Raw genomic sequence first — 24,271 nt, 5'->3', positions numbered from 1 at the left:
TATACGGATGTGACAGAATTTGCCATTCCAAATAGCACACAGAAACTCTATTTATCGCCTGTTTTAGATGGCTTTAACAGTGAAATTATTGCTTATCATCTTTCTACTTCGCCCAACTTAGAGCAAGTAAAAACGATGTTGGAACAGGCATTTACAGAGAAACACTATGAAAATACCATTTTACACAGCGACCAGGGCTGGCAATACCAACACGATTCTTATCATCGGTTCCTAGAGAGCAAGGGAATTCAAGCATCCATGTCACGCAAGGGCAACAGCCCAGATAACGGCATGATGGAGTCCTTCTTTGGCATTCTGAAATCGGAGATGTTTTATGGTTATGAGAAGACGTTTCAGTCGCTTAACCAATTGGAACAAGCTATTGTAGACTATATTGATTACTACAACAATAAACGAATTAAGATAAAACTAAAAGGACTTAGTCCTGTGCAATACAGAACTAAATCCTTCACTTAAATTATTTGTCTAACTTTTTGGGGTCAGTACAATTTAACTGGGTTTTTTCTCTATAAAATATACTTCTCAATGGCACGCGCGACGCCGTCTTCTTCGTTGCTGGCTGTAACATCATTGGCAAGGGACTTGACATGCTCACTAGCATTTCCCATAGCAATACCAAGGCCTGCAAACTGGAGCATTTCGATATCGTTATTAGCATCACCCATGGCCATAATCTCTGAGGGCTCAATCTTCAAAATCGCTGCTAGTCGAGAAAGAGCAGTAGCCTTGGTAGTTCCAAGTGGCATGGCTTCATAAATGACAGGCTGCGAACGAACACCGCTAAATCGTTGGCAGAGCTCCTCAGCAAAGCGCTCTTCAAAATCGTCTGTTTGTTCTTTAGTGCCTAAAAACATGCCTTGGAACATGCGATACTTGCCACTAGTCGCTTCCTCAAGGGAAATTTCAGTCAGGTCTGAAAAGACTAGTTTAGCATCATTTTGAACAATTTCATTAGGCTTACCACCGAGGACAAAATAATGTTCCTCATCAAAAAGGGTCAACTGGACGTCGCTTTTTTCTGCTAAGTCATAGAGGTATTCAATGTCAGCTGGACTGAGTTCTTGCCAATCAACTAGACTCCAGTCACTGGTCTGGTGGGTTGAGCAACCGTTATTGACAATGACATACTCATTCTGGAGATCAAGATCCAGTTTTTTGTAATAAGGAAGAACACCGAAAAGCGGGCGACCTGTACAGAGAACCAGTTTGACACCTTTTTCAATGGCCTGATGAATGGCAGTGATGTGGGCTTGTGGGATTTCCTTGGCTTCATTAAGGAGGGTTCCGTCCATATCCAAGGCTAGTAGTTTAATCATAAGACTTCCTTTTCTAGGTGTTTTGCTTTTATTATAGCATATTTTGGAGAAGATGATGGTCAAAGGGACAGGAGCTAATTGATTTTGCAGTTTAGGACGTTTCGATGACAATTCAAGATTTGAAGAGGATATTTGGCAAAGATATGCTATACTAAACTTGTCAACGTTGCAACTAGACAAACATAAAAAACTAACTTAAAATATAATAGTTTTTTGTAAGTAGGTATGAGTAGCAGATTACTCAACTAATCTGAAGAATAATGGAGGAAATATATCATGATTTTAATGACAAAAAATATAAATCTAACAAATGAAGAATTAGAGCTGATACAAGGTGGAGCAGATCCGTATGGTAAAGAGCCTAATGGTTATTATTCTTGGCAAATATAGCCGGTATTAACTATGCCGGTTCATGGATTTTGTCCCAGAGGCACTTATGATTTAGGATATATTTGAGGAGGCAATCATCTTTGCAAAGGAAGTGCTGCGAGATTTTAAGTAAAATTTATTAGTAATATGAAGAAGCAGGTGGAGAAAGCAGAGAATTTAATATGAAAAAACGGGCTATTCAAATTTTACTAGCATTGTCCTTAATTTTTTACAAATCAACGTGGTTTTGGGGGATTTTCAATCACCTCATCAAGCCTTATCTACCAGCAAGTCGTGAATTTTTTCAGATTCTGCTTTTGATGGAGAGCGGAGTTCTTTTCTTAGCGGTCATCTATCTACTAGTTTTTACAGGAAAGAAAATTTTTCATTTCAAGTGGCAGCTGAGGTACTTCATCTACCTTTTACTGGGCTACGTCATTTTATATATGTCTGACTTCCTCTTTTCGTATTTCATATCCCTGTCTTCAAATCAGATTTCTTTGAATGAAACGTTAGAAATGGTGGGGAGACAGGAGTTCCCTTATTTCTTGCTCATCGTTTGCTTCATCGCCCCTATTGCTGAGGAATTGATTTATCGAGGTGTGCTTATGACAACCTTTTTCAGAAACTCACCTTGGTACGGAGATGTTTTGCTTTCTGCTATTATTTTTGGTTATATTCATATCAATTTTGCTTTAACTTCTCTTGCCTTTTTCATTTATGCTAGTGGAGGTCTTATTTTAGCTCTATTGTATCGCATGACTAAAAATCTCTACTATCCAATACTAGTTCATATTCTCATTAATATCACTGCCTTCTGGGACGTGTGGTTACTCCTATTTTCAGGAAGTTAACTTACTAAAATAATGTCGGAACTTTCCGGCATTCTCTTTTCAACAGATGAACAAGAACTGATTATTTACAGACTTGGGCGGCTAATCATGGTATAATATAGGGTAATGAAAAATTCCAACGAGGCAGAGATGAAATTACTTTATACTGATATTCGGACTTCTTTGACAGAAATCTTGACCAGAGAGGCGGAAGAGCTGGTTGCTGCAGGCAAGCGAGTTTTCTACATCGCCCCCAACTCTTTTTCATTTGAAAAAGAACGTGCCGTGCTGGAATGCTTGTCTCAGCAGGCTTCTTTTGCTATTACCGTCACGCGTTTTGCTCAAATGGCTCGTTATCTGGTTTTAAATGACTTGCCTGTCAAGACCAGTCTTGATGATATTGGTCTTGGGATGGCTTTTTATAAATGTCTTGCTGAACTTGATCCCAAAGGGTTACGAGTTTTTGGAGCTATTAAACAAGACCCTCAATTTATCCAGCAGTTGATTGAACTTTATCATGAGATAACGACTGCTCAGATGAACTTTTTAGACTTGGAAAGTTTGACGGATGAGGACAAGCGAGAAGATTTACTCTTGATTTTTGAGAAAGTGACTGGCTATCTCAATCAGGGTCAGTTGGCTCAGGGAAGTCAGTTGTCCCATTTGATTGAGGCTATTGAGAATGATAAGGTAAGTAGTGATTTTAGTCAGATTTCCTTAGTCATTGACGGATTTACCCGTTTTTCTGCTGAGGAAGAACATGTGGTGGATCTGCTCCACCGTAAAGGTGTTGAGATTGTCATTGGTGCTTATGCTAGTAAGAAATCCTATACCAGTCCTTTCGCTGAAGGGAATCTCTATCAAGCTAGTGTGGAATTTCTTCATCATTTGGGGGCAAAATACCAAACACCTGCTCAGGATCGTTCTCAGACTCATGAGAAGATCGATAGTTTTGACAAGGCCTCTCGATTGCTGGAGTCTTCTTATGACTTTTCAGAGCTTACTTTGGAGGTCGATGAGAAGGACTGTGAAAATCTGCAAATCTGGTCTTGTTTGACGCAAAAGGAAGAGTTGGAGTTGGTAGCGCGTAGCATCCGTCAGAAATTACATGCCAATCCAGACCTGAGTTACAAGCATTTTCGTATTCTCTTGGGAGATGTAGCTTCTTATCAGTTATCACTGAAAACTATTTTTGACCAGTACCAGATTCCTTTCTATCTTGGTAGAAGCGAATCCATGGCCCATCATCCTTTGACACAGTATGTCGAGTCTATTTTACGATTGAAACGCTACCGTTTTCGTCAAGAAGATTTGATTAATCTCCTCAGAACTGGTTTGTATACTGACCTTAGCCAAGCGGATATTGATTCTTTTGAGCAGTACCTCCGCTATCTTGGTATCAATGGCTTGCCAGCTTTTCAGCAGGCCTTCACAAAATCCCATCATGGAAAATTTGATTTGGAGCGTTTGAATGCCATTCGATTACGTGTTTTGGCTCCTCTTGAAACCTTATTTGCCAGTCGTAAGCAAAAGACTGAAAATCTCTTGAAAAAGTGGAATGCTTTTCTAAAAAACGCTGCCTTAAGCAAGCAGATGCAATGTTTGACAGCTACTATGGAAGCTCTAGAACAGGAAAGACAAGCTGAAGTTTGGAAAGCCTTTTGTCATGTTTTAGAACAATTTGCGACTGTTTTTGAAGGTTCACAAGTTGTTCTGGAGGACTTTCTAGCCTTGCTCCACTCAGGGATGACTTTATCTCAGTATCGCACTATTCCAGCGACAGTGGACACTGTTCTGGTGCAGAGTTACGATTTGATTGCACCGCTGACAGCTGACTTTGTCTACGCTATTGGGCTGACTCAGGATCATTTACCGAAAATCGCGCAAAATACCAGCCTTTTGACAGACGAAGAAAGACAAAGCCTAAACCAAGCGACAGAAGAGGGAGCGCAATTACTGATTGCAAGCAGTGAAAACCTCAAGAAAAATCGCTATACCATGCTTTCTTTAGTCAATGCTGCTCGTAAGCAGTTGATTTTATCAGCACCCAGTCTTCTCAATGAAAACGAAAGCAAGGAATCTGCCTATCTTCATGAACTGGTGAGTTTTGGATTTAGTCGAAGAGAAAAGAGGATGAACCATAAAAATCTTAGTAAAGAAGATATAGGTTCTTATCACAGTCTCTTGTCTAGTCTCGTTGCCTATCATCAGCAAGCTGATTCTAGTGAAAGTGAACAAGATGTGACCTTTGTCACAGTCTTGGCACGTGTCATGGGCAAAAAACTTGACCAAAAAGGCCTTGCGAATCCCGCCCTCCCAACCAGTCCAAGCAGCAAGCCATTAGCAAAGGATACCTTGCAGGCTCTCTATCCAGCTGACAAGGAGTTTTACCTGTCTACCTCTGGTTTGACGGAGTTTTACCGCAATGAATACAGTTATTTCCTCCGTTATGTACTTGGTTTGCAGGAAGAATTGCGCCTGCGTCCAGATGCTCGCAGTCACGGGAATTTCTTGCACCGTATTTTTGAACGTGCCTTGAAACTGCCTGATGAAGATTCCTTTGACCAACGTCTGGAGCAAGCTATTCAAGAAACCAGTCAAGAACGCGAATTTGAAGCCATTTATCAAGAAAGTTTAGAAGCCCAGTTTACCAAGGAAATTCTGCTCGATGTCGCGCGGACCACTGGTCACATCCTTCGCCATAATCCAGCCATCGAAACCATCCAAGAGGAAGCAACATTTGGCGGGAAAGACCAGGCCTTTATTCAATTGGATAATGGTCGCAGTGTCTTTGTGCGAGGCAAGGTGGATCGAATTGACCGCTTGAAAGCTGATGGAGCACTAGGAGTAGTGGACTACAAGTCTAGTTTGACTCAGTTCCAGTTTCCAAATTTCTTTAATGGGCTTAATTCCCAACTACCAACCTATCTTGCTGCCCTTAAGGGAGAAGGAGAGCAGAACTTTTTCGGCGCCATGTATTTGGAGATGGCTGAACCTGTCCAATCCTTATTAGCAGTTAAAAATCTTGCAGGAGCAGTAGTAGAAGCCAGCAAGTCAATGAAATACCAGGGACTCTTTTTAGAAAAAGAAAGTAGTCATTTGGGCGAATTATATAACAAAAACAAGACCAATCAGCTGACAGACGAGGAGTTCCAGCTCTTATTGGACTACAATGCCCATCTTTACAAGAAGGCTGCTGAAAAGATTTTACAAGGCCAGTTTGCCATTAATCCCTATACCGAAAACGGCAAAAGTATTGCCCCATATGTCCAGCAACATCAAGCCATTACAGGATTTGAAGCCAATTACCATTTGGGTCAAGCCCGTTTCCTAGAAAAGTTGGACTTGGCTGACGGCAAGCGTCTGGTTGGAGAAAAACTCAAGCAAGCTTGGTTTGAAAAAATGAGAGAGGAGTTGAATCAATGAAGCCTATTTCCTTTTTAAGAGAGGAAGAGATTCAAAAACTGCAAGTAGCAGAAGCGAGTTCGAGCAAGGAACAGAAGAAAACAGCCGAGCAAATCGAAGCCATTTATACGGCAGGGCAAAATATCCTAGTCTCAGCGTCTGCTGGTTCTGGGAAAACCTTTGTCATGGCAGAGCGCATTCTGGACCAATTGGCGCGCGGTGTGGAAATCAGTCAACTCTTTATATCAACCTTTACCGTCAAGGCTGCGACTGAACTTAAAGAACGCTTGGAGAAGAAAATCAGCCAGCAAATCCAAGAAACCGATGATGTTGATCTCAAACAACACTTGGGACGACAGTTGGCGGATCTGCCAAACGCGGCAATCGGAACCATGGACTCCTTCACACAAAAATTTCTTGGCAAACATGGCTATCTGATTGATATTGCACCAAATTTCCGTATTCTACAAAATGAAAGTGAACAGTTAATCTTAAAAAACGAAGTTTTTCATCAGGTGTTTGAAGAGCATTATCAAGACGAAAATAAAGAGAAATTTAGTCGTTTGGTGAAGAATTTTGCTGGGAGAGGCAAGGATGAACGAGGTCTGCGCCAGCAAGTCTACAAAATCTATGACTTTCTTCAATCCACCAGCAGTCCACAAAAATGGTTGAGTAACTCTTTCCTCAAAGGGTTTGAAGAAGCTGACTTTGCAAATGAGAAAGACAAACAAACCGAGCAAATCAAACAGGCGCTCTGGGATTTGGAAAGTTTCCTCCGTTATCATCGGGATAACGATGCAAAGGAGTTTCCAAAAGCTGCCTATTTAGAAGCTGTTCAACAGGTTCTGGATGAAATTGGCTCCTTAAATCAAGAATCCGATAGTCAGGCTTATCAAGCAGTGCTTGCGCGTGTTGTCGCCATCTCGAAAGAAAAAAATGGTAGAGCTCTAGCTAATTCTAGTCGTAAAGCCAATTTGAAGCCACTGGCTGATGCCTATAACGACGAGAGAAAGGCCCAGTTTGCTAAACTTGGACAACTAGCAGACCAGATAACAATTCTCGACTATCAAGAACGTTATCATGAAGGCACATGGGATCTAGCTAAAACCTTCCAAAACTTTATGAGTGATTTTGTGGAGGCTTATCGTGAACGTAAACGCCAGGAAAACGCCTTTGAATTCGCTGATATCAGCCATTATACCATTGAAATTTTAGAAAATTTCCCACAAGTCCGCGAGGCTTATCAGGAACGATTCCACGAAGTCATGGTCGATGAGTATCAGGATACCAACCATATTCAAGAACGAATGCTGGAATTGCTGTCGAATGGTCATAATCGCTTTATGGTAGGAGATATCAAGCAGTCCATCTACCGTTTTCGCCAAGCAGATCCACAGATTTTCAATGAAAAATTCCAACGCTATGCGCAAAATCCAAAAGAGGGCAAGCTGATCCTCCTAAAGGAAAATTTCCGAAGTAGTTCAGAAGTGCTGTCAGCAACCAATGATATTTTTGGACGCCTTATGGACCAAGAGGTCGGCGAAATCAACTATGATAGCATGCACCAGCTTGTTTTTGCTAATAGCAAACTAACTCCCAATCCAGAAAATAAGGCAGAATTTCTCCTCTACGATAAGGACGACAGCGGACAAGAGGAGGAAGAGAGTCAAACAGAAACAAAACTCACAGGAGAAATGCGCCTAGTCATCAAGGAAATCTTGAAACTTCATCAGGAAAAAGGTGTTGCTTTTAAAGAAATCGCACTTTTGACCTCCAGTCGCAGTCGAAATGACCAAATTCTCCTCGCCCTGTCTGAGTACGGGATTCCTGTTAAAACCGACGGCGAGCAGAACAATTATCTCCAATCCCTAGAAGTACAAGTCATGCTGGATACTCTTCGTGTCATCCACAATCCCCTACAAGACTATGCCTTGGTTGCGCTTATGAAGTCTCCAATGTTTAGCTTTGATGAGGACGAATTGTCACGTTTGTCTCTTCAGAAAGCAGCTGATAAAGTCCAAGAGAACCTTTATGAGAAACTGGTCAATACTCAAAAACAAGCAACTGAGAGGAAAGAGTTAATTCACACAGCTTTAGCAGAAAAACTAAACCAATTCATGGATATTTTAGATTCTTGGCGCTTATATGCCAAAACCCACTCTCTCTATGACTTGATTTGGAAGATATACAACGATCGTTTTTACTATGATTATGTTGGAGCCTTGCCTAATGGTCCTGCTAGACAAGCTAATCTCTATGCCTTAGCTTTGAGAGCTGACCAGTTTGAAAAGAGTAATTTCAAGGGCTTGTCTCGTTTTATACGTATGATTGACCAAGTCCTAGAAGCCCAGCATGATCTCGCAAGTGTGGCAGTAGCACCGCCTAAAGATGCCGTGGAACTCATGACCATCCACAAGAGTAAAGGGCTGGAGTTTCCTTATGTCTTTATCCTCAACATGGATCAGGACTTCAATAGGCAAGACTCAATGTCAGACGTCATTCTCAGTCGGCAGAATGGGCTTGGTGTCAAATACATTGCCAAGGTGAAAACAGGAGCAGTAGAAGCTCACTATCCTAAAACTATTAAACTCTCCATTCCCAGCCTCACTTATACGCAGAATGAGAAAGAACTGCAATTGGCTAGCTATTCAGAGCAAATGCGTCTGCTGTATGTTGCCATGACGAGAGCTGAGAAAAAGCTATATCTTGTCGGTAAGGGTTCTCGTGAAAAGCTGGAAGCAAAGGAATACCCGGCAGCAAATAACGGAAAACTAGATAGCAATACCAGACTGCAAGCCAAGAATTTCCAAGATTGGATCTGGGCTATCAGTAAAGTATTTGCTAAGGAAAATCTCAACTTTAGCTATCGTTTTGTTGGTGAAGACCAGCTGACCAGAGAAGCTATTGGTGTATTGGAAAACAAGAGCCCACTACAAGATAGTTCCCAGGCAAGTAACCGTCAGTCTGAAACGATTAAAGAAGCCCTTGAAATGCTGAAAGAGGTGGAAGTTTATAATACTCTTCACCGCGCAGCCATTGAGCTTCCTAGTGTTCAAACCCCAAGCCAAATCAAGAAATTCTACGAACCTGTTATGGATATGGAAGGGGTAGAAATTACTAACCAAACTCAATCAACTGAGAAGCAAATCAGCTTTGATTTACCAGATTTTTCAACTAAAGAAAGGGTGACAGGAGCTGAGATTGGTAGTGCAACCCACGAACTGATGCAGAGAATTGACCTTAGTCAGCAACCAACACTTGCTAGCCTGACAGAAACACTCAAACAAGTTCAAACTAGTCCAGCTGTTAGAGACAAGATCAATCTTTCTAAAATTCTAGCATTCTTTGACACACCACTTGGTCAGGAGATTATTGCTAATGCCAGCCATCTTTATCGCGAGCAACCTTTCTCCATGCTCAAACGCGACCAAAAGAGTCAGGAAGACTTTGTTGTTCGTGGAATCTTGGATGGCTATCTTCTTTATAAAGATCGTATCGTTCTTTTCGACTACAAAACAGACCGTTATGATGAACCAAGTCAACTTATAGACCGCTATCGTGGTCAGTTAGCCTTATATGGTGAGGCCTTGTCACGAGCTTATTTGATTGAAAAAATTGAAAAATACTTGATTTTACTCGGTAAAGACGAGGTTCAAGTTGTAAAAGTATAATCTAGAAAGGAGACCTCATGCCAATTCCAGTTAGAAAATCCCTGCATGACGCAGTTTTACAAGCTTCGCAAGCAAATACTTGGGATCAAGCTACCAAGGAATGGAATGAAGTTTCCTTGATTTTTAATGGTATTGGTCGTAGCAATTGTATCTGCGGAAATGCGATTAAATACGGTTACGAACTCTTTAACAATGTCACAGGACAACGTCTCTTTCCTATCGGCAGTGACTGTGTTTGCCATTTTCATCGATTAAGCCTTGACCAGCAGTTAGAAGAGGAAGAAAAACTACTCAGAAAAGTTGAAAACCTAACTAGAAAAGCTCAGAAAAAGGAAAAAATCAAGGTCAATAAAGTCGATTTTGACGAACGACTTCTAAAATGGTTTTGGGAAAAAGGTGTTTTCAAAGCCAATCGTGGCAATCAATTTGCACCTGAGAAAGATTACCAGCTTTTCCTAGAAGTCTTTCAAGGTGGAAGTTGGACCAAGGCAGACCCCAAAAAGAAGGCGCGTCTGGAAGAAGTCCTTGAAAAGTGTATCAAACCTTTTCTACTTGGTAAGACCGATGACCAACTCTACCTTGTCAAACTAGGTAAGGAGAAAATTGACTACGAGCAGCATTTACGGATTCAAGCGGAGAAAGAACGCAAGAAAAGAGATAAAATTGCCAAGCAATACGCTGACAATCTTATTCTTGCCATGGGACCTGCAGAACGCGCCTATCAAGATTACTTTGGCTTTACAGAAACCTTGACCCAAGAAGAACGAAAATGGGAGAAAATCCTCTTTGGTAAAAATAGAGACGAACGGGCTATCAAGGCTAAATAAAATCAAAAGGAGCTGGAAAAGAATCAGCGTATTGCAAATCAAGATCCTATTGAACGAAAGCAGAAGCAGACTTGGCTTCTCAATTCTTATTTTCGTGGTTTGCCTGATGAAAAAGCCAGATTTTCTCGACTCTTATTAGAATATCGAAAAAGTAGAGAAGTACCCTTTTCAGATGATTACTTATCTGAGCATCTCATCGACTTTTTCTACAAGATGAAAGCCTTTGAATTTGAGATTGCACCAGAACAAGTCCGCGATTTTCTAAAAGAATGCCTTCAGGCAGAGCATCTATCATCAGCACAAGAAAGCTGGATTAGAGGGATTTTGACAAATTGCCTTCACCCGTTCTTAAATAGGTTACTCATATAGAAAAAATCCTACCTTGTCTATGCATGGTAGGATTTATGTATCTTCAAAAATGTATTGGTAAAGTTGGACGACTTTCTGAAAACACTGCGTGTCCATTCTTGTTATTTTTTGAGCATTACGCATCCGAAAATCAAAGGTATAGAGTTGAAATGGATTGACAGCGCCATCTACCTTGTCCGACGAGACAGGAACGAGCAAACCTTTTTCTGCCAAACGTTGTTGGCCATGAGTGATGGGACAGACAGCCACAAAACCAGTTTGCAAGGCATATTCTCTCCTAGAAACAACCAAGGCAGGTCGTCTTTTCTGAATTTCTCGACCAACTGATGGATCAAAGTCCAGCCAAATGATATCCTGCTTTTCAGGAATATAATCAGATTTCGCTATCAAGTAACCTTACCCCTTCAAAATCATTTGTCATTCTTAAATCAGTAATCCCATCAAAAGGATCTTTTAGTTTTGGAGCTAAGACAATGACTCCGTCAATCCCTTTGTAGACGACCATTTCTTGACCTTCTGTCATACCCAAATTTTTAGGAATAGTCACAGTGAGAGAATTCCCCACCTTCCGAGTCTTTACTGTATTCATCGCTCTACCTCCACAAAATTGTATACACCAAGTATATACCTATTAGCAAAAAAAGTCAAGTCAATCCTTACTGGTATCAAGGATATTTCGCACGATTACTATTTATCATTTGTTGTGGCCAAAGCCTGTGCAAAAGTTCCTAATTTATGATAGAATAGATGGTAAGAGAGAAAACGTTTTTACTACGTTTTTTTAGTCGGAAAGGGAAATTTATGGCTACAATTCAATGGTTGGTCTAGAAGATTTAAAATAATAAAACATTGTGAAGTAGAATAAATACTTAAAACCCTTGAAATTCAAGGGTTTTTATTGGTTTAGATTTTAATTATTCACATAGTTATATGTGCTTGATTGAGCAATAATCATCAATAAAAACATTTTTTTGGTGTTGAGTTTGGTGTTCAAATATTTATTATGTTACGGAAAGGAATTTCACAATCTTTCCGTTTTTTTATTTTCTGGAGGAAAAATGACAAAAGAATTACAATCATCACGCTATATTGTCATTTCATTTTTAGTACGTGAAATGGGAATTGATATTGTTGAGGCCATATCTCTTATGGCTGAATTAGAAAAAAGTGGCTTGGTTCGCTTCGAATCAAGTGGAGATTTAATACTCAAAGAACTTGGAGGAACGCTATGAAACGAATTACCGCAAATCAATACCAAACTTCAGAACGGTATTACAAATTACCTAAAATTCTTTTTGAGGATGAGAAATATATGGATATGAAACTAGAAGTAAAGGTGGCTTATTCTATTTTAAAAGATCGTTTAGAATTATCTCTCAGTCGTGGTTGGATAGATGAAGAGGGAGCGGTCTATTTAGTATTTTCTAATTCTAAACTGATGAAGCTATTAGGTTGTTCGAAGTCAAAATTACTGTCCATCAAAAAAACTCTTAAAGAATATGACTTAATTGATGAAGTTCAACAGTCTTCAAGTGAGAAAGGAAGACTAGCTAATAAGATTTATTTAGGGGAATTATCTTCTACCCCAGTAGCTAATTCAAACAGGCCTAGTGTTAAAAAAAGACTAGGGCAGGGTGAAAATGAAACGGCCCCCGTCTCACATTCAGCCCCTAGTGAGACTGAAGTTAGTGAGACTAAATATAGTGAGACTGATTCTTTATTTATTGAGGATGAGGAGGAGAGGGATACTCAACCTATCTTGAAAAGAAAAGTAGAAAAGGTCACAAAATATGATCGAGATTATATTTGGGGATTGGTGCAAGATCAATTTAGACGAGAGGGGTTTTCTGAAACAGCCAGTGAAATTGCTATGACTGATTTTGAGAGAATCTATCAGTATGCTCTTGACAATGTTCGCTTTGTTAGACGAGCGGAAGTACTTGCTGAATTTGTGTTTAATGGCTTGTATTCCGTTTGGAACAACCGTGTTAGAAAAGGAGGTGGTTAAATGTCGCCAATCGAGTGGATATTAGTTATGCTCATTGTCATTTCAAGTGGAGTGACAGTTCTGACAATGATAGTCGATAAGAAAGGGGTGATAAAGAAATGAGATTTATTGATTTATTTTCAGGTATCGGTGGCTTTCGACTAGGAATGGAAAGTGTCGGACACGAGTGTATTGGATTTTGTGAGATTGATAAATTTGCTAGAGAATCTTATAAGTCCATTTTTCAAACGGAAGGAGAAATTGAATTTCATGACATACGAGATATTTCAGATGACGAATTTAAAAAACTTAGAGGGAAAGTCGATGTCATCTGTGGAGGATTCCCTTGTCAAGCATTTTCAATCGCAGGAAGACGATTGGGATTTGAAGATACTAGAGGAACTTTATTCTTTGAAATTGCTCGAGCGGCCAAACAAATCCAACCACGTTTTCTTTTTCTTGAAAATGTTAAAGGCCTACTCAATCACGATAAGGGACGGACGTTCACCACAATCCTTACCACGCTTGATGAATTGGGGTTTGATGTTGAGTGGCAGATGCTTAACAGTAAGGATTTTGGCGTTCCCCAAAACAGAGAGAGGGTGTTTATTATCGGACATTCTAGAAAGAGAGGTACCAGACTCTTATTTCCTTTCAGACGAGAAGGTCAAGCAACTAACCCTGAGACTTTAAAAATATTAGGGAATTTGAATCCATCAAAAAGTGGAATGAGTGGTAAAGTCTATTATTCAGAAGGTCTTGCGCCAACCTTAGTTCGTGGAAAAGGAGAAGGATTTAAAATTGCGATTCCTTGTATGACACCAGACAGATTAGACAAGAGACAAAATGGTAGACGTTTCAAGGATAATCAAGAGCCAATGTTTACTTTAAATACTCAGGATCGCCATGGTATTGTCGTTGTTGGAGATTTACCAACTAGCTTTAAGGAAACTGGTAGAGTCTATGGAAGTGAGGGCTTATCTCCAACACTGACTACGATGCAAGGAGGAGATAAAATCCCCAAAATACTGATTCCAGAACCAATCCAATTTCTAAAAGTCCGAGAGGCAACGAAAAAAGGATATGCTCAAGCAGAGATTGGGGATTCAATCAATTTAGAAAGACCAAGTTCTCAGCATCGTCGTGGTAGAGTTGGAAAAGGTATAGCTAATACGTTAACAACTAGTGGGCAAATGGGAGTAGTAGTGGCTAGCTATGAAGGAGAAGATAAACAAGTTTACCAAGTAGCTGGTGTTTTAATAGATGGACAATTTTACCGTTTGAGAATACGACGAATCACTCCTAAAGAGTGTTTTCGATTGCAGGGCTTTCCTGATTGGGCTTTTGAAGCTGCTAGAAAAGTCTCTAGTAATAGTCAGCTCTATAAACAAGCTGGTAATAGTGTAACCGTTCCTGTGATTGCCGCAATCGCAAAGAAATTAAAAGAAGTAGAGGAAAAAGATGAAAGCATTAAATAAAGAATCAATACTAGATTGTGATGAATTAGAAACAGAATTACATGACGCAGAAATCAAACAGCTGGATGAACAAATATTTTTGATGCCCAATTATCCATGTGAGTTTGAGGTGACATTTTTAGATGATTACCATAAAAAACACAACTACCCCCTATTTTACGAATCCTATCTTCAAAACATTATGGAATTCCTTGAAAGTCAGGATATAAAGAACGGAGCTGATGCCTTTGTAGATGATCATCAGAATCTTGTTTTTGTTTTATATGGACAAGGCTATAGAGCTGAGGGAAAAGAGGGAATACTTACAACCCAAGTAACTGTAAAAGCTTTTGATGAAGACAAGAAACCGATTAACTTCGCAAATTTATTAGATTCCTTAATCGTCTCAGAATATCAAATGGAACCGAATCTTTGGGAGGTCTCCCATGATTGATCTCTATCTAAGTAAAAATAGCCAAAGAAATCAACTTCTTTTAGACTTCTTCCAAAACTATGGCATCGATGTATCTTGTCATTCAGTTTCTGAAATGACAAAGGACAAATTAATTGAGATGATGAGCTATTCTTCAGATTGTTTCGAGTTTTTATCTCCAAATTTATTACGTTTTAAGAATCGAGATAACCTAAAATTAACAGATTTCATCGAAATGATATTAAAAAATCCTGAACTAACCATCAGACTTCCTCTTGCGGTTTCAAATAAGCGAGTTTATCCAAATCTGAATCTGGAGGAGGCTAGAGCTTTATTGCCAAGAGATACGAAACAATTGATTTACATGGCACAAACACATTATTTATCTAACTAAAGGAGAATCAATATGGCAGAACGATTTTGGGAGAACTTGTCCATTATTTTGGCTGAAAGAAATATCAGCTGGATTGAGTTAACCAGAAAAATGTTTGCGGGAGAGTTTCACTATCCAAGTGAATTGAATCGTTTGTATCAAAAGATTCGTCACTATAAGATGGAACAACGAATGCCTCAAAGTCCATGGGTAGAAAGGATTGTGCAGGTATTAGATTTAGATTATGAAGATTTATTTCGGAGGTAACTATGAAAAGAATAATTCCAGTTTATATATTCCAACAAGTAAATGTCCTATTGGTATCTCTATACTTACTGAAATTTCTTTGTATCGGTGAGTTAACTATACTAGAGATTCTCTATGGAGCGTCGCTCATTTCTTTTTTATGGATGTATGATCAACGCAAACAAGCTCATAAGATCAATATGAAAACTAGGATGAAATGGCTTGGTGTTGGATTTGTTAGCCTACTGATTATAAGTCTATGTTTTAGCCTAATCCATGCTCAAGGAACCACGAATCAAGCAAACTTAATTGGGCTTCAACATCAAGTTCCTTGGTTTTCATTTTTATTGTTTTTAATCAATGCGAGTATGGTTGAAGAATTTCTGTATCGAGAAATTTTATGGAACTTGGTTAGAAAATTAGATATTCAAGTTGCTTTGACAAGTGTTTTATTTGCCTTAGTACATCATCCAGGAACCATTCTAGCTTGGTGTTTGTATGTTTCATTGGGAATGTTTTTAGGGATGGTGCGCTATAAATCGGATTTATGGGGCAGTATGGGGCTACATTTGGTGTGGAACCTACTAGTTTATAGTTTGATGCTTGTTTAAAATAGGTGGTCTGTCTTACTTATAGATTCAGTTTGAAATAAAAAACTAAATGAATTGATTTTAAAGAAATAAAATGCTAACATATATAGAAGATGTTAGTATTTTGTTTCTAATAAAGGAGAATGATATGGTTGATAAAAGAGAAAAACTGATGAACTATTTCAATCAGTATGGTTTTTTAACTTTTAAACAAGTAATAGATGAAAATTTACACTACAAAACCTTATTGAAAATGATTACAGAAGGAAAAATCGATGCTGAAGAAAAAGGGCTATATCGCTTACCTGATATTTATTTAGATGAGTGGTTTGTCCTTCAGTATCGATTTCCAAAGGGAATCTATTCTTTGGAGACAGCACTTTGGTTACATGGTTTATCTTTGACTATCCCTTTTAACATGACGATGAGTTTTCCTTATGGTACGAATACCAAAAACATTAAGGAAGCAGATATATGTCCTATTATTTTACGCTCTCACTATAGTGAAGGAATTATTGAAATAGAGCGTCTTCCTGGTCAATTTATTAAAGTTTATGAAGTTGAACGTGTTTTGGTTGAATGTCTAAGACCAGTTCATCAGGTGGATCTTCAAATTATTGCACCAGCGTTTAAGAAATATTTTCAACAGAATCAAATTCATTTACACAAATTATTTTATTATGCCCAACTATTTAAAGTAACTGATAAGTTACAATCTTATACGGAGGTACTATCTTAATGTTTTCAAATGCGAATAGCTTTAAAGCAAAAATCAAAAACATTTCAAAAGATAAGGGAATTCCAGCTCAACAAGTACAACAACATTATTTAATTGAGCAAGTGTTAAAGCTGATTTCTACTAGTTCTTATAGAGATTCCTTCATTGTAAAAGGAGGGTATCTAATAGGTCAAATGATTGGACTAGATAAGCGAACCACAATGGATTTAGATGTCACTCTGAAGGGAACCGAAATGAGCAGAGAAAATTTGATTCATATCTTTGAAGAGATTCTTTGTTCTAATACTGATGGATTTTCATTTTCAGTAGATAAGCTAGAACCTATTCGCCAAGATGATGAATATGGTGGATTTTCATTAAAATTAAATGCAACTTTTGATACATTAAAGGAGGTTGTTTTTATTGACATTACTACTGGTGATAAGATCACACCAAGAGAAATTACTTATTCAATGACTTCTATCTTTACTAATGAAAGCATCAAGATATGGACATATAATCTAGAGACTGTACTTGCTGAAAAGTTAGAAACGATCATTAGTAGGGGATTAGCTTCGACACGCCCACGTGATCGATATGATCTTTTCACCTTGTATAAACTTAGAAAAGAAGAGATTAATCTTGAAGTATTAAAAAATGCACTTGAGAATACGGCAGAAAAACGTAAAAGTAAAGATACTATTTATAATTGGGAAGAACAAGTGAGAGGAATTGAAATTTCTGATTATCAGAAAGAGCTATGGATTCGTTATCAACGCCAATTTAAGTATGCTAAAGATATCTCATTTGATAACTCTGTTCAGGTTATTAGGGAAATTATGCAACAAATATTTTAGTGCAAAAGTAACTCATTCGTAAAGCAGTGAGTTGCTTTTTTTATTCCAACAATCTTAAAAATGTGATAAAAATTTCAACTACTCTTATCTATAATAAAGCTACCTGTTCTTTGAAAATTGAATCCACTCCGTCTTGATTAGCGTGCCTGTGTAAGTAGGGACTGAGAGTATTTCCCTGTGAAGGGCAACTGGCACAAGACGTGTGTGAGAATTTTCTAACAGACACGGAGTTTATCGTTACCAGACTTAAACGATGCGACAAACTAGATAAAGGAGTTAATCATGAAGGTAGTAAACTTGTATGATTTGAAACAAATGGGAAATAAAGGTGGTTGTACCATCCAATTGATTCATCACTTTCCTTTTGGTATGGGCTTAGGACATCTCAAAAAAGACTACATTGAATTTAAACGTGTTGGTATCTTTAATGGGAAAGCAGTAGAAGTTACTCTTCGAGAACCTTATTCGAGAGATCTACTGAAGGTTGTCAAGTCGATTAAGCAACGTCAGAAATTGATAGCTTATCGTTATAAGGAAGAAAAGCTGCTATTTGTGAAGAAGGAGGCATCAGATGTCCTCTGAACAACAGGAACGAATGGCAGTTCAATATGCTGAGCGTAGTCTTTTATTCACTGTCAAAAGTCTTTTAAAGATTCTAGAATGGTCTAGACGTCAGGCTTTAGCACAGGATTCCGCCTATAAGATAGGGGTGCAGAAATTAGAAGAATTGCTACAATCTCCTTATTCGATTGATACGATTAATCTGAAAAAAGATTTCTTAGACAAACCAATTGATATAGAGAAATTTAAAGCTTTTTTAGAAAAAGAAGAGATTCCTTTAGCCATCGCTTGGCAAGGAGATTCTCTGCATTTCTACACGAAAGACCGTTCGATTCTAGACAATCATTTAGACCATCTGTTAGAAAAAATGGTTAATGATCCGGAGAAATTAGCTGATTTTACCATGGATAAGTCATTAGACGATGCAATTGATGAGGCTAAATCCCAAATTACCTTTAGACAAGAAGGGGCCGTCAAACAGAAAGAGATGGTGAGATGATGTACAGTGGAAAGAAATTCCTACTATTCTCACTGTTAGGCATCTTACTAGGCTATCTTTTTCATCGTTTGACGCTTTTGTATGATTCCTATACTGGAAATACTTTAGATAAATGGACTCGTCTCCTGATGGAAGGTCAAGAGGAAGTTCTTCAGTCGCCATGGAATATTTCTTTCACTGGAAAATCAAGTGCTTTTTTTCTACTAGGCTTTGTGATGATGTTGCTGGTTTATCTCTATCTAGAGACCGGTAAGAAACAATATCGAGAAGGAGTAGAATACGGGAGCGCCCGTTTTGGAACTCTAAAAGAAAAGAATCTCTTTTACGGTAAGGAATTTTCTCATGATACGATCTTAGCTCAAGATGTTCGTTTGACATTATTAGATAAAAAACCACCCCAATATGATAGAAATAAGAATATTGCGGTGATCGGAGGTTCAGGAAGTGGGAAGACATTTCGCTTTGTGAAACCCAATCTGATTCAGATGAATAGTTCTAATATTGTAGTGGATCCTAAAGATCACTTGGCCGAAAAAACAGGCAAACTCTTTTTAGAACATGGCTACCAAGTAAAGGTGTTAGATTTAGTTAATATGAAGAACTCAGATGGCTTCAATCCTTTTCGCTATATAGAGACAGAAAATGATTTGAATCGCATGCTGACGGTTTATTTCAATAACACCAAAGGCTCTGGCTCCCGTAGTGATCCATTTTGGGATGAAGCTTCTATGACTTTGGTACGAGCTTTAGCCTCTTACTTGGTCGATTTCTATAACCCACCTAAAACAAGAGAACAGCTCATAGAAGAAAGTCGTTTGAGTCAAACAGAATACCAAAACTTGTTGAAACGTCAAAAAAAAGAAGTGGAAGAGCGAAAAAAACGAGGGCGTTATCCAAGTTTTGCTGAAATCTCAAAACTCATTAAACACTTATCCAAAGGTGAAAACCAAGAAAAAAGTGTCTTAGAAATTCTATTTGAAAATTATGCTAAAAAGTATGGGACTGAAAATTTTACCATGCGAAATTGGGCAGATTTCCAAAATTATAAGGATAAGACTCTGGATTCTGTTATAGCTGTAACCACTGCTAAATTTGCCCTCTTCAATATTCAAAGTGTCATGGATTTGACCAAAAGAGATACCCTCGATATGAAGACATGGGGCCAGGAAAAATCAATGGTTTACTTAGTTATCCCAGATAACGATAGTACCTTTCGCTTTCTTTCAGCCCTCTTTTTTTCAACCGCATTTCAAACCCTAACAAGACAAGCAGATATTGATTTTAAGGGTCAATTGCCTCTTCATGTGAGAGTTTACTTAGATGAGTTCGCAAATATCGGAGAAATCCCAGATTTTGCTGAACAAACCTCAACAGTCCGCTCTCGGAACATGAGTCTCGTTCCTATTCTACAAAATATTGCCCAACTTCAAGGGCTCTATAAAGAAAAAGAAGCTTGGAAAACCATTTTGGGGAACTGTGATAGCTTAGTCTACTTAGGTGGGAATGATGAAGATACCTTTAAATTTATGAGTGGCTTACTCGGTAAACAAACCATTGATGTTCGAAATACTAGTCGTTCCTTTGGCCAGACAGGTTCAGGATCCCTTTCTCATCAAAAGATTGCTCGTGATTTAATGACACCTGATGAAGTCGGAAATATGAAACGGCATGAATGCTTGGTTCGAATTGCCAATATGCCTGTCTTTAAAAGCAAAAAATACAATTCTACTAAGCATCCAAACTGGAAGTACCTAGCCAATCAAGAAACCGATGAACGGTGGTGGAACTATCAAATCAATCCTTTGAATCAAAGACAAGAAAATCATCTTGAAGGCCTTAAAATTCGTGATTTAACTTTTGAATCTAGTTTAAAATAAAAATAGAAAAGAGGAAATAGATGATTACGCATTTTAAAGGTTTTGTTTATGGAGTTGACGCAAGTGCTATGTTTGCACAAGCTATGTCTTTATTGCAGAAGGGATTGATTGCGGTTGGTGCCTTTCTCGTTGTTGTGGGGATTGTCAATCTTGCAACCAACATTAAAGATGGTGGACCAGGTGTTCGAAATGCCATTCTTGAAATTGTCGGTGGTGTTATGGTCGGAGCTGCTGGAGCCTTTGTAACTCAAATTTCAATTTAGGAGGATAAACAATGACATGAATCTTAGTTTAGTCTCACCCTTTGTTTACCTTGCATCTGAAAAAATATCAGCTGAAAATTTATTTGAAGGATTTAATGTGGATTTACAATCTACGGTAGATCTGATTAAATCTCTATCTAGCTACAATCCAACTGTTTGGACTTATATGTCTAGTATTACTAAAAGTGTCATGCAGCCTCTTGGAGTTGCGATTTTATCAGTTGTTCTCATCCTAGAATTTTCGAAGATGGCAAAGAAAATTGCTAACTCTGGTGGAGCGATGACCTTTGAAGCCTTAGCGCCGATGTTGATTAGTTATATTATGGTCGCAGTTGTAATTACCAACACTACCGTTATTGTAGAAGCCATCATCGGGATTGCGAGTCACGCCATTGAACAAGTGGCCTCGATTGTGGCTCACGGTGGGGCAAAGTATGATACCATCTCTGGATTAAAAGGTTCAGGATTTATTGGCCGGATGATTGTGGGCTTTTTTGCCCTCCTCATTTGGCTTGTTCGGATAGTAAGTGCAGCCATGGTTAATCTTTTAGTATCTATTCGATTTATTCAACTCTACCTTATGATCCCATTTGCCCCTCTTACGATTCCAACATTTTTAAGTGATGAATGGAAGTCTATTGGTATTGGCTATTTAAAAAATATTATGGTCTATGCGGTACAAGGGGTTCTTATTTTTCTGATTGTTTCTCTTGTTCCTTTGTTTGAATCTGCTGGAAAAATAGCTGTTTCAAATGGTGCAGGAGTCCTGCAATCACTTGCGATTATGTTTGGTAGTTTGGTACAAGCTATCTTACTAATTATTGCCCTCGTTGGTTCTCAACGTACGGCTCGCTCAATTTTAGGTATGTAATTAGATAAAGGCTAGGAAGTGATTGCTTCTTAGCCTTTTTAGAAAGGAAAGTCATGAATACACGTGTCTTTAAAGACATCTCAAAATACCAACACAGGGCTTGGTTAGGTTTCACCACAAGACAAATCATCTTTGTTTTACCAGCCTTTATTGTCACAATTATTGTTTTGGGCTTGAATCTCTTTTTCTGGCAATTTGGAGATTGGTTTGTTTACGGTTTTGTGTTTGCCTTTACCATCCCCCTCATGCTTTTTGGAGTCTATAAACCCAATGATTTATATTTTGAACATTATTTGAAATACCGTCTTCATTTTGAATTAACGGTTCCCCTACGCACAATTACAGGAAAGAAAGGATCTGAACATGAAAAGAAAATCAAATACATTAAAGAAACAAAAAACTTCAATGACTAATCAGAAAGAAGTTAAAGGGAAAAAAGAGGAAGTGTTACCCTCAACGGCTAATACTCTTTCCTATCAAGCCCTGTATCAAAATGGTCTGATGCAGGTAAAAGAAGATTATTTCTCACAAAGCTATTTACTTGGTGATGTCAATTACCAGACCGTTGGTTTAGAAGATAAGGGCGCAATCATTGAGAAGTATTCTGATTTGATTAACTCTTTAGATGACCAAGCCAACTTCCAATTGACCATCTTTAATAAAAGATTGAATTTAGAAAAGTTTAGACAGAGTGTTCTGTATGAGGAGAAAGAAGATGGGTATGATACCTATCGTAAAGAATTGAATCGAATGATGAATCAAAATTTAGACAGTGGTGAAAATAACTTTTCAGCTGTGAAACTGATTAGCTTTGGTAGAAAGGATTCTAATCCCAAACAAGCTTATCGTTCCTTGTCTCAAATTGGAGAATATTTCAAGAGTGGTTTCTCAGAAATTGATGCTCGATTTGAATCCTTGGCTGGAGAAGACCGTGTCAACTTGTTGGCAGATATGCTTAGAGGAGAACACCATCTTCCTTTTTCTTACCGTGATTTAACGAGATCGGGTCAGACAACTCGTCACTTCATAGCACCTAATCTCTTGGATTTTAAAAACAAGAATTACCTACAAATCAATGACCGCTTATTACAGATTGTCTATGTGAGAGACTACGGCATGGAATTAGGGGATCAGTTTATCCGAGACCTCATGCAAGGAGATTTGGAATTGATTGTGAGCCTTCATGCTCAAAGTTCGACTAAGGCGGATGCCATGAAGAAACTACGAACAAAGAAGACCTTGATGGAATCCCAAAAGATTGGGGAACAACAAAAACTAGCTCGTACAGGTATCTATTTGGAAAAAGTAGGTCATGTATTAGAAAGCAATATCGATGAAGCTGAGGAACTCTTAAAAACCATGACCGAGACAGGAGATAAACTGTTTCAAACAGTCTTCTTGATTGGTGTTTTTGGTCAGGATGAAGAAGAACTTAAACAAGCCCTAGACACTATCCAACAAGTGGCCGGTTCAAATGACCTAATGATTGATAAACTACCATATATGCAAGAAGCAGCCTTTAATAGTTTGCTGCCATTTGGTTGTGATTTTTTAGAGGGAGTATCACGGAGTTTATTAACGTCCAATATAGCAGTGAACTCACCTTGGACTTCAGTAGACCTACAAGACCGTAGTGGGAAATATTACGGTATCAATCAAATATCAAGTAATATTATTACCATTGATCGCAGCCTATTAAATACACCGTCTGGTCTGATTTTAGGAACATCTGGAGCAGGGAAAGGGATGGCAACCAAGCATGAAATTATCACGACCAAAATCAAGGAATCTGGTGAAAATACTGAAATTATCATCGTGGATCCAGAAGCAGAGTACAGTGTCATTGGACGGACTTTTGGGGGAGAAATGATTGATATTGCGCCTGATTCCCAAACCTATCTCAATGTCCTTGACTTGTCTGAGGAAAATATGGATGAAGATCCTGTAAAGGTAAAATCAGAATTTCTTTTATCCTTTATCGGCAAGTTATTGGATAGAAAAATGGATGGAAGAGAAAAATCGATTATCGACCGAGTTACGAGGCTCACCTATCAGTCATTTAAAGAGCCTTCTTTGGAAGAATGGGTCTTTGTATTGAGTCAACAACCAGAAGAAGAAGCGCAGAATTTGGCACTTGATATGGAACTGTATGTCGAAGGTTCTCTTGATATTTTTTCTCATAAGACCAATATTCAGACAGGATCTAATTTCTTGATTTATAACGTTAAGAAGTTAGGAGATGAGCTGAAACAAATCGCCCTTATGGTTGTTTTTGATCAGATATGGAATCGTGTCGTTCGGAACCAAAAATTAGGGAAGAAGACCTGGATTTATTTTGATGAAATGCAGCTTCTCTTATTAGATAAATATGCCAGTGATTTCTTCTTTAAATTGTGGAGTCGTGTCAGAAAATATGGAGCCAGTCCGACTGGAATAACTCAAAACGTCGAAACCTTATTGTTAGATCCAAATGGTAGACGGATTATTGCAAATAGTGAATTTATGATTCTCCTCAAGCAAGCAAAAAATGATAGAGAAGAACTGGTTCAACTCTTAGGCTTGTCAAAAGAACTTGAAAAATACCTTGTCAATCCAGAAAAAGGGGCAGGACTGATAAAAGCTGGTTCAGTTGTTGTTCCCTTTAAAAATAAGATTCCTCAAGGTACTCAATTGTTTGATATCATGAGTACAGATCCTGATAAAATGGCTTCTAATTAAGGGGAAGGTA

At 38.4% G+C, this 24,271-nt stretch carries 23 protein-coding genes and 2 pseudogenes; 22 read left to right on the top strand and 3 right to left on the bottom strand.

Features of this window, described 5'->3' with window-relative positions:
- Positions 1 to 477 (top strand): IS3 family transposase (locus tag ACIY14_RS01710; RefSeq protein WP_409001073.1); only part of this gene is annotated, 477 nt, incomplete at its 5' end.
- A gap of 50 nt (positions 478 to 527) precedes the next feature.
- Here the strand turns inward: ACIY14_RS01710 and ACIY14_RS01705 are convergent.
- A complete protein-coding gene (locus tag ACIY14_RS01705; protein ID WP_409001281.1) occupies positions 528 to 1,337 on the bottom strand; it encodes a Cof-type HAD-IIB family hydrolase in 810 nt (269 codons plus the stop codon).
- Positions 1,338 to 1,613: 276 nt separating this feature from the next.
- Between ACIY14_RS01705 and ACIY14_RS01700 the strand changes: the two are divergent.
- From ACIY14_RS01700 to ACIY14_RS01680, 5 genes and pseudogenes are all read left to right on the top strand, one after another.
- A pseudogene (locus ACIY14_RS01700) lies at positions 1,614 to 1,793 on the top strand (hypothetical protein).
- Positions 1,794 to 1,888: 95 nt separating this feature from the next.
- Positions 1,889 to 2,560, top strand: a complete 672-nt coding sequence (locus ACIY14_RS01695; protein WP_409001280.1) for a lysostaphin resistance A-like protein — start codon at positions 1,889 to 1,891, stop codon at positions 2,558 to 2,560.
- 129 nt (positions 2,561 to 2,689) lie between these two features.
- On the top strand, positions 2,690 to 5,965 hold the full coding sequence (gene rexB, locus ACIY14_RS01690) for an ATP-dependent nuclease subunit B (protein WP_409001279.1): 3,276 nt from the start codon (positions 2,690 to 2,692) through the stop codon (positions 5,963 to 5,965).
- Positions 5,962 to 9,615, top strand: coding sequence for a helicase-exonuclease AddAB subunit AddA (addA, locus tag ACIY14_RS01685; RefSeq protein WP_409001278.1), 3,654 nt, complete (start codon positions 5,962 to 5,964; stop codon positions 9,613 to 9,615). The genes rexB and addA overlap by 4 nt, the downstream gene beginning before the upstream one ends.
- Positions 9,616 to 9,632: 17 nt before the next feature.
- Positions 9,633 to 10,811: pseudogene (locus tag ACIY14_RS01680) on the top strand (hypothetical protein).
- A 33-nt stretch (positions 10,812 to 10,844) separates the two neighbouring features.
- Here ACIY14_RS01680 and ACIY14_RS01675 read toward each other — a convergent pair.
- Together ACIY14_RS01675 and mazE are read right to left on the bottom strand one after the other, a co-directional pair.
- A complete protein-coding gene (locus ACIY14_RS01675) occupies positions 10,845 to 11,201 on the bottom strand; it encodes a type II toxin-antitoxin system PemK/MazF family toxin (RefSeq protein WP_125399490.1) in 357 nt (118 codons plus the stop codon).
- Positions 11,185 to 11,400 (bottom strand): type II toxin-antitoxin system PemI/MazE family antitoxin, encoded by a 216-nt coding sequence (gene mazE, locus ACIY14_RS01670; protein ID WP_084932522.1) that lies wholly within the window; start codon positions 11,398 to 11,400, stop codon positions 11,185 to 11,187. The genes ACIY14_RS01675 and mazE overlap by 17 nt, the downstream gene beginning before the upstream one ends.
- Positions 11,401 to 11,869: 469 nt before the next feature.
- Between mazE and ACIY14_RS01665 the strand changes: the two genes are divergently transcribed.
- The 16 genes from ACIY14_RS01665 (at position 11,870) to ACIY14_RS01590 (ending at position 24,261) form a co-directional block, all read left to right on the top strand.
- The gene (locus ACIY14_RS01665) at positions 11,870 to 12,043 is read left to right on the top strand and encodes a hypothetical protein (protein ID WP_000159603.1); all 174 of its coding nucleotides are present in this window, start codon (positions 11,870 to 11,872) and stop codon (positions 12,041 to 12,043) included.
- On the top strand, positions 12,040 to 12,819 hold the full coding sequence (locus ACIY14_RS01660) for a replication initiator protein A (protein WP_000822769.1): 780 nt from the start codon (positions 12,040 to 12,042) through the stop codon (positions 12,817 to 12,819). The genes ACIY14_RS01665 and ACIY14_RS01660 overlap by 4 nt, the downstream gene beginning before the upstream one ends.
- A gap of 98 nt (positions 12,820 to 12,917) precedes the next feature.
- On the top strand, positions 12,918 to 14,276 hold the full coding sequence (gene dcm / locus ACIY14_RS01655) for a DNA (cytosine-5-)-methyltransferase (RefSeq protein WP_409001277.1): 1,359 nt from the start codon (positions 12,918 to 12,920) through the stop codon (positions 14,274 to 14,276).
- The gene (locus tag ACIY14_RS01650; protein ID WP_000645881.1) at positions 14,260 to 14,709 is read left to right on the top strand and encodes a hypothetical protein; all 450 of its coding nucleotides are present in this window, start codon (positions 14,260 to 14,262) and stop codon (positions 14,707 to 14,709) included. Before dcm ends, ACIY14_RS01650 begins: the two co-directional genes overlap by 17 nt.
- A complete protein-coding gene (locus ACIY14_RS01645) occupies positions 14,702 to 15,082 on the top strand; it encodes a hypothetical protein (protein WP_000566541.1) in 381 nt (126 codons plus the stop codon). Before ACIY14_RS01650 ends, ACIY14_RS01645 begins: the two co-directional genes overlap by 8 nt.
- A 12-nt stretch (positions 15,083 to 15,094) precedes the next feature.
- Positions 15,095 to 15,328, top strand: a complete 234-nt coding sequence (locus ACIY14_RS01640; protein WP_000840776.1) for a hypothetical protein — start codon at positions 15,095 to 15,097, stop codon at positions 15,326 to 15,328.
- A 2-nt stretch (positions 15,329 to 15,330) separates the two neighbouring features.
- On the top strand, positions 15,331 to 15,918 hold the full coding sequence (locus ACIY14_RS01635; protein ID WP_409001276.1) for a CPBP family intramembrane glutamic endopeptidase: 588 nt from the start codon (positions 15,331 to 15,333) through the stop codon (positions 15,916 to 15,918).
- 127 nt (positions 15,919 to 16,045) lie between these two features.
- Entirely contained in the window at positions 16,046 to 16,636 is a 591-nt protein-coding gene (locus ACIY14_RS01630) for a type IV toxin-antitoxin system AbiEi family antitoxin domain-containing protein (RefSeq protein ID WP_000227923.1), read from the top strand.
- Positions 16,636 to 17,472, top strand: coding sequence for a nucleotidyl transferase AbiEii/AbiGii toxin family protein (locus ACIY14_RS01625; RefSeq protein WP_016398732.1), 837 nt, complete (start codon positions 16,636 to 16,638; stop codon positions 17,470 to 17,472). The genes ACIY14_RS01630 and ACIY14_RS01625 overlap by 1 nt, the downstream gene beginning before the upstream one ends.
- A gap of 282 nt (positions 17,473 to 17,754) precedes the next feature.
- Complete coding sequence (locus ACIY14_RS01620; protein WP_000869757.1) at positions 17,755 to 18,054, top strand: hypothetical protein; 300 nt, start codon at positions 17,755 to 17,757, stop codon at positions 18,052 to 18,054.
- The gene (locus tag ACIY14_RS01615; protein WP_000093677.1) at positions 18,044 to 18,532 is read left to right on the top strand and encodes a hypothetical protein; all 489 of its coding nucleotides are present in this window, start codon (positions 18,044 to 18,046) and stop codon (positions 18,530 to 18,532) included. Before ACIY14_RS01620 ends, ACIY14_RS01615 begins: the two co-directional genes overlap by 11 nt.
- On the top strand, positions 18,532 to 20,409 hold the full coding sequence (locus ACIY14_RS01610; RefSeq protein ID WP_009014197.1) for a VirD4-like conjugal transfer protein, CD1115 family: 1,878 nt from the start codon (positions 18,532 to 18,534) through the stop codon (positions 20,407 to 20,409). The genes ACIY14_RS01615 and ACIY14_RS01610 overlap by 1 nt, the downstream gene beginning before the upstream one ends.
- Positions 20,410 to 20,429: 20 nt before the next feature.
- Positions 20,430 to 20,672 (top strand): hypothetical protein, encoded by a 243-nt coding sequence (locus ACIY14_RS01605; RefSeq protein WP_000627865.1) that lies wholly within the window; start codon positions 20,430 to 20,432, stop codon positions 20,670 to 20,672.
- A 16-nt stretch (positions 20,673 to 20,688) separates the two neighbouring features.
- Positions 20,689 to 21,543, top strand: coding sequence for a conjugal transfer protein TrbL (locus tag ACIY14_RS01600; RefSeq protein WP_001054257.1), 855 nt, complete (start codon positions 20,689 to 20,691; stop codon positions 21,541 to 21,543).
- Positions 21,544 to 21,596: 53 nt separating this feature from the next.
- Positions 21,597 to 21,956: a PrgI family protein gene (locus ACIY14_RS01595; RefSeq protein ID WP_001097591.1), complete on the top strand. Its 360-nt coding sequence runs from the start codon at positions 21,597 to 21,599 to the stop codon at positions 21,954 to 21,956.
- Positions 21,949 to 24,261 carry a VirB4-like conjugal transfer ATPase, CD1110 family gene (locus ACIY14_RS01590; protein WP_409001275.1) on the top strand — a complete coding sequence of 771 codons (2,313 nt, stop codon included), beginning with the start codon at positions 21,949 to 21,951 and terminating at the stop codon, positions 24,259 to 24,261. The genes ACIY14_RS01595 and ACIY14_RS01590 overlap by 8 nt, the downstream gene beginning before the upstream one ends.
- The last annotated feature ends 10 nt before the right edge of the window (positions 24,262 to 24,271 follow it).

It is taken from the genome of Streptococcus sp. ST16, assembly GCF_046098135.1.
Lineage (GTDB): Bacteria > Bacillota > Bacilli > Lactobacillales > Streptococcaceae > Streptococcus.
Note: the sequence above shows the minus strand (reverse complement) of the source record. Positions and strands in the feature narration are given on the sequence as shown.

Bases quoted from the DNA above. Each gene is read 5' to 3' on its own strand.
- ACIY14_RS01705 (WP_409001281.1), bottom strand. From the start codon at position 1,337: ATGATTAAACTACTAGCCTTGGATATGGACGGAACCCTCCTTAATGAA.
- ACIY14_RS01695 (WP_409001280.1), top strand. From the start codon at position 1,889: ATGAAAAAACGGGCTATTCAAATTTTACTAGCATTGTCCTTAATTTTT.
- rexB (WP_409001279.1), top strand. From the start codon at position 2,690: ATGAAATTACTTTATACTGATATTCGGACTTCTTTGACAGAAATCTTG.
- addA (WP_409001278.1), top strand. From the start codon at position 5,962: ATGAAGCCTATTTCCTTTTTAAGAGAGGAAGAGATTCAAAAACTGCAA.
- mazE (WP_084932522.1), bottom strand. From the start codon at position 11,400: ATGAATACAGTAAAGACTCGGAAGGTGGGGAATTCTCTCACTGTGACT.
- ACIY14_RS01665 (WP_000159603.1), top strand. From the start codon at position 11,870: ATGACAAAAGAATTACAATCATCACGCTATATTGTCATTTCATTTTTA.
- ACIY14_RS01660 (WP_000822769.1), top strand. From the start codon at position 12,040: ATGAAACGAATTACCGCAAATCAATACCAAACTTCAGAACGGTATTAC.
- dcm (WP_409001277.1), top strand. From the start codon at position 12,918: ATGAGATTTATTGATTTATTTTCAGGTATCGGTGGCTTTCGACTAGGA.
- ACIY14_RS01650 (WP_000645881.1), top strand. From the start codon at position 14,260: ATGAAAGCATTAAATAAAGAATCAATACTAGATTGTGATGAATTAGAA.
- ACIY14_RS01645 (WP_000566541.1), top strand. From the start codon at position 14,702: ATGATTGATCTCTATCTAAGTAAAAATAGCCAAAGAAATCAACTTCTT.
- ACIY14_RS01640 (WP_000840776.1), top strand. From the start codon at position 15,095: ATGGCAGAACGATTTTGGGAGAACTTGTCCATTATTTTGGCTGAAAGA.
- ACIY14_RS01635 (WP_409001276.1), top strand. From the start codon at position 15,331: ATGAAAAGAATAATTCCAGTTTATATATTCCAACAAGTAAATGTCCTA.
- ACIY14_RS01630 (WP_000227923.1), top strand. From the start codon at position 16,046: ATGGTTGATAAAAGAGAAAAACTGATGAACTATTTCAATCAGTATGGT.
- ACIY14_RS01625 (WP_016398732.1), top strand. From the start codon at position 16,636: ATGTTTTCAAATGCGAATAGCTTTAAAGCAAAAATCAAAAACATTTCA.
- ACIY14_RS01620 (WP_000869757.1), top strand. From the start codon at position 17,755: ATGAAGGTAGTAAACTTGTATGATTTGAAACAAATGGGAAATAAAGGT.
- ACIY14_RS01615 (WP_000093677.1), top strand. From the start codon at position 18,044: ATGTCCTCTGAACAACAGGAACGAATGGCAGTTCAATATGCTGAGCGT.
- ACIY14_RS01610 (WP_009014197.1), top strand. From the start codon at position 18,532: ATGTACAGTGGAAAGAAATTCCTACTATTCTCACTGTTAGGCATCTTA.
- ACIY14_RS01605 (WP_000627865.1), top strand. From the start codon at position 20,430: ATGATTACGCATTTTAAAGGTTTTGTTTATGGAGTTGACGCAAGTGCT.
- ACIY14_RS01600 (WP_001054257.1), top strand. From the start codon at position 20,689: ATGAATCTTAGTTTAGTCTCACCCTTTGTTTACCTTGCATCTGAAAAA.
- ACIY14_RS01595 (WP_001097591.1), top strand. From the start codon at position 21,597: ATGAATACACGTGTCTTTAAAGACATCTCAAAATACCAACACAGGGCT.
- ACIY14_RS01590 (WP_409001275.1), top strand. From the start codon at position 21,949: ATGACTAATCAGAAAGAAGTTAAAGGGAAAAAAGAGGAAGTGTTACCC.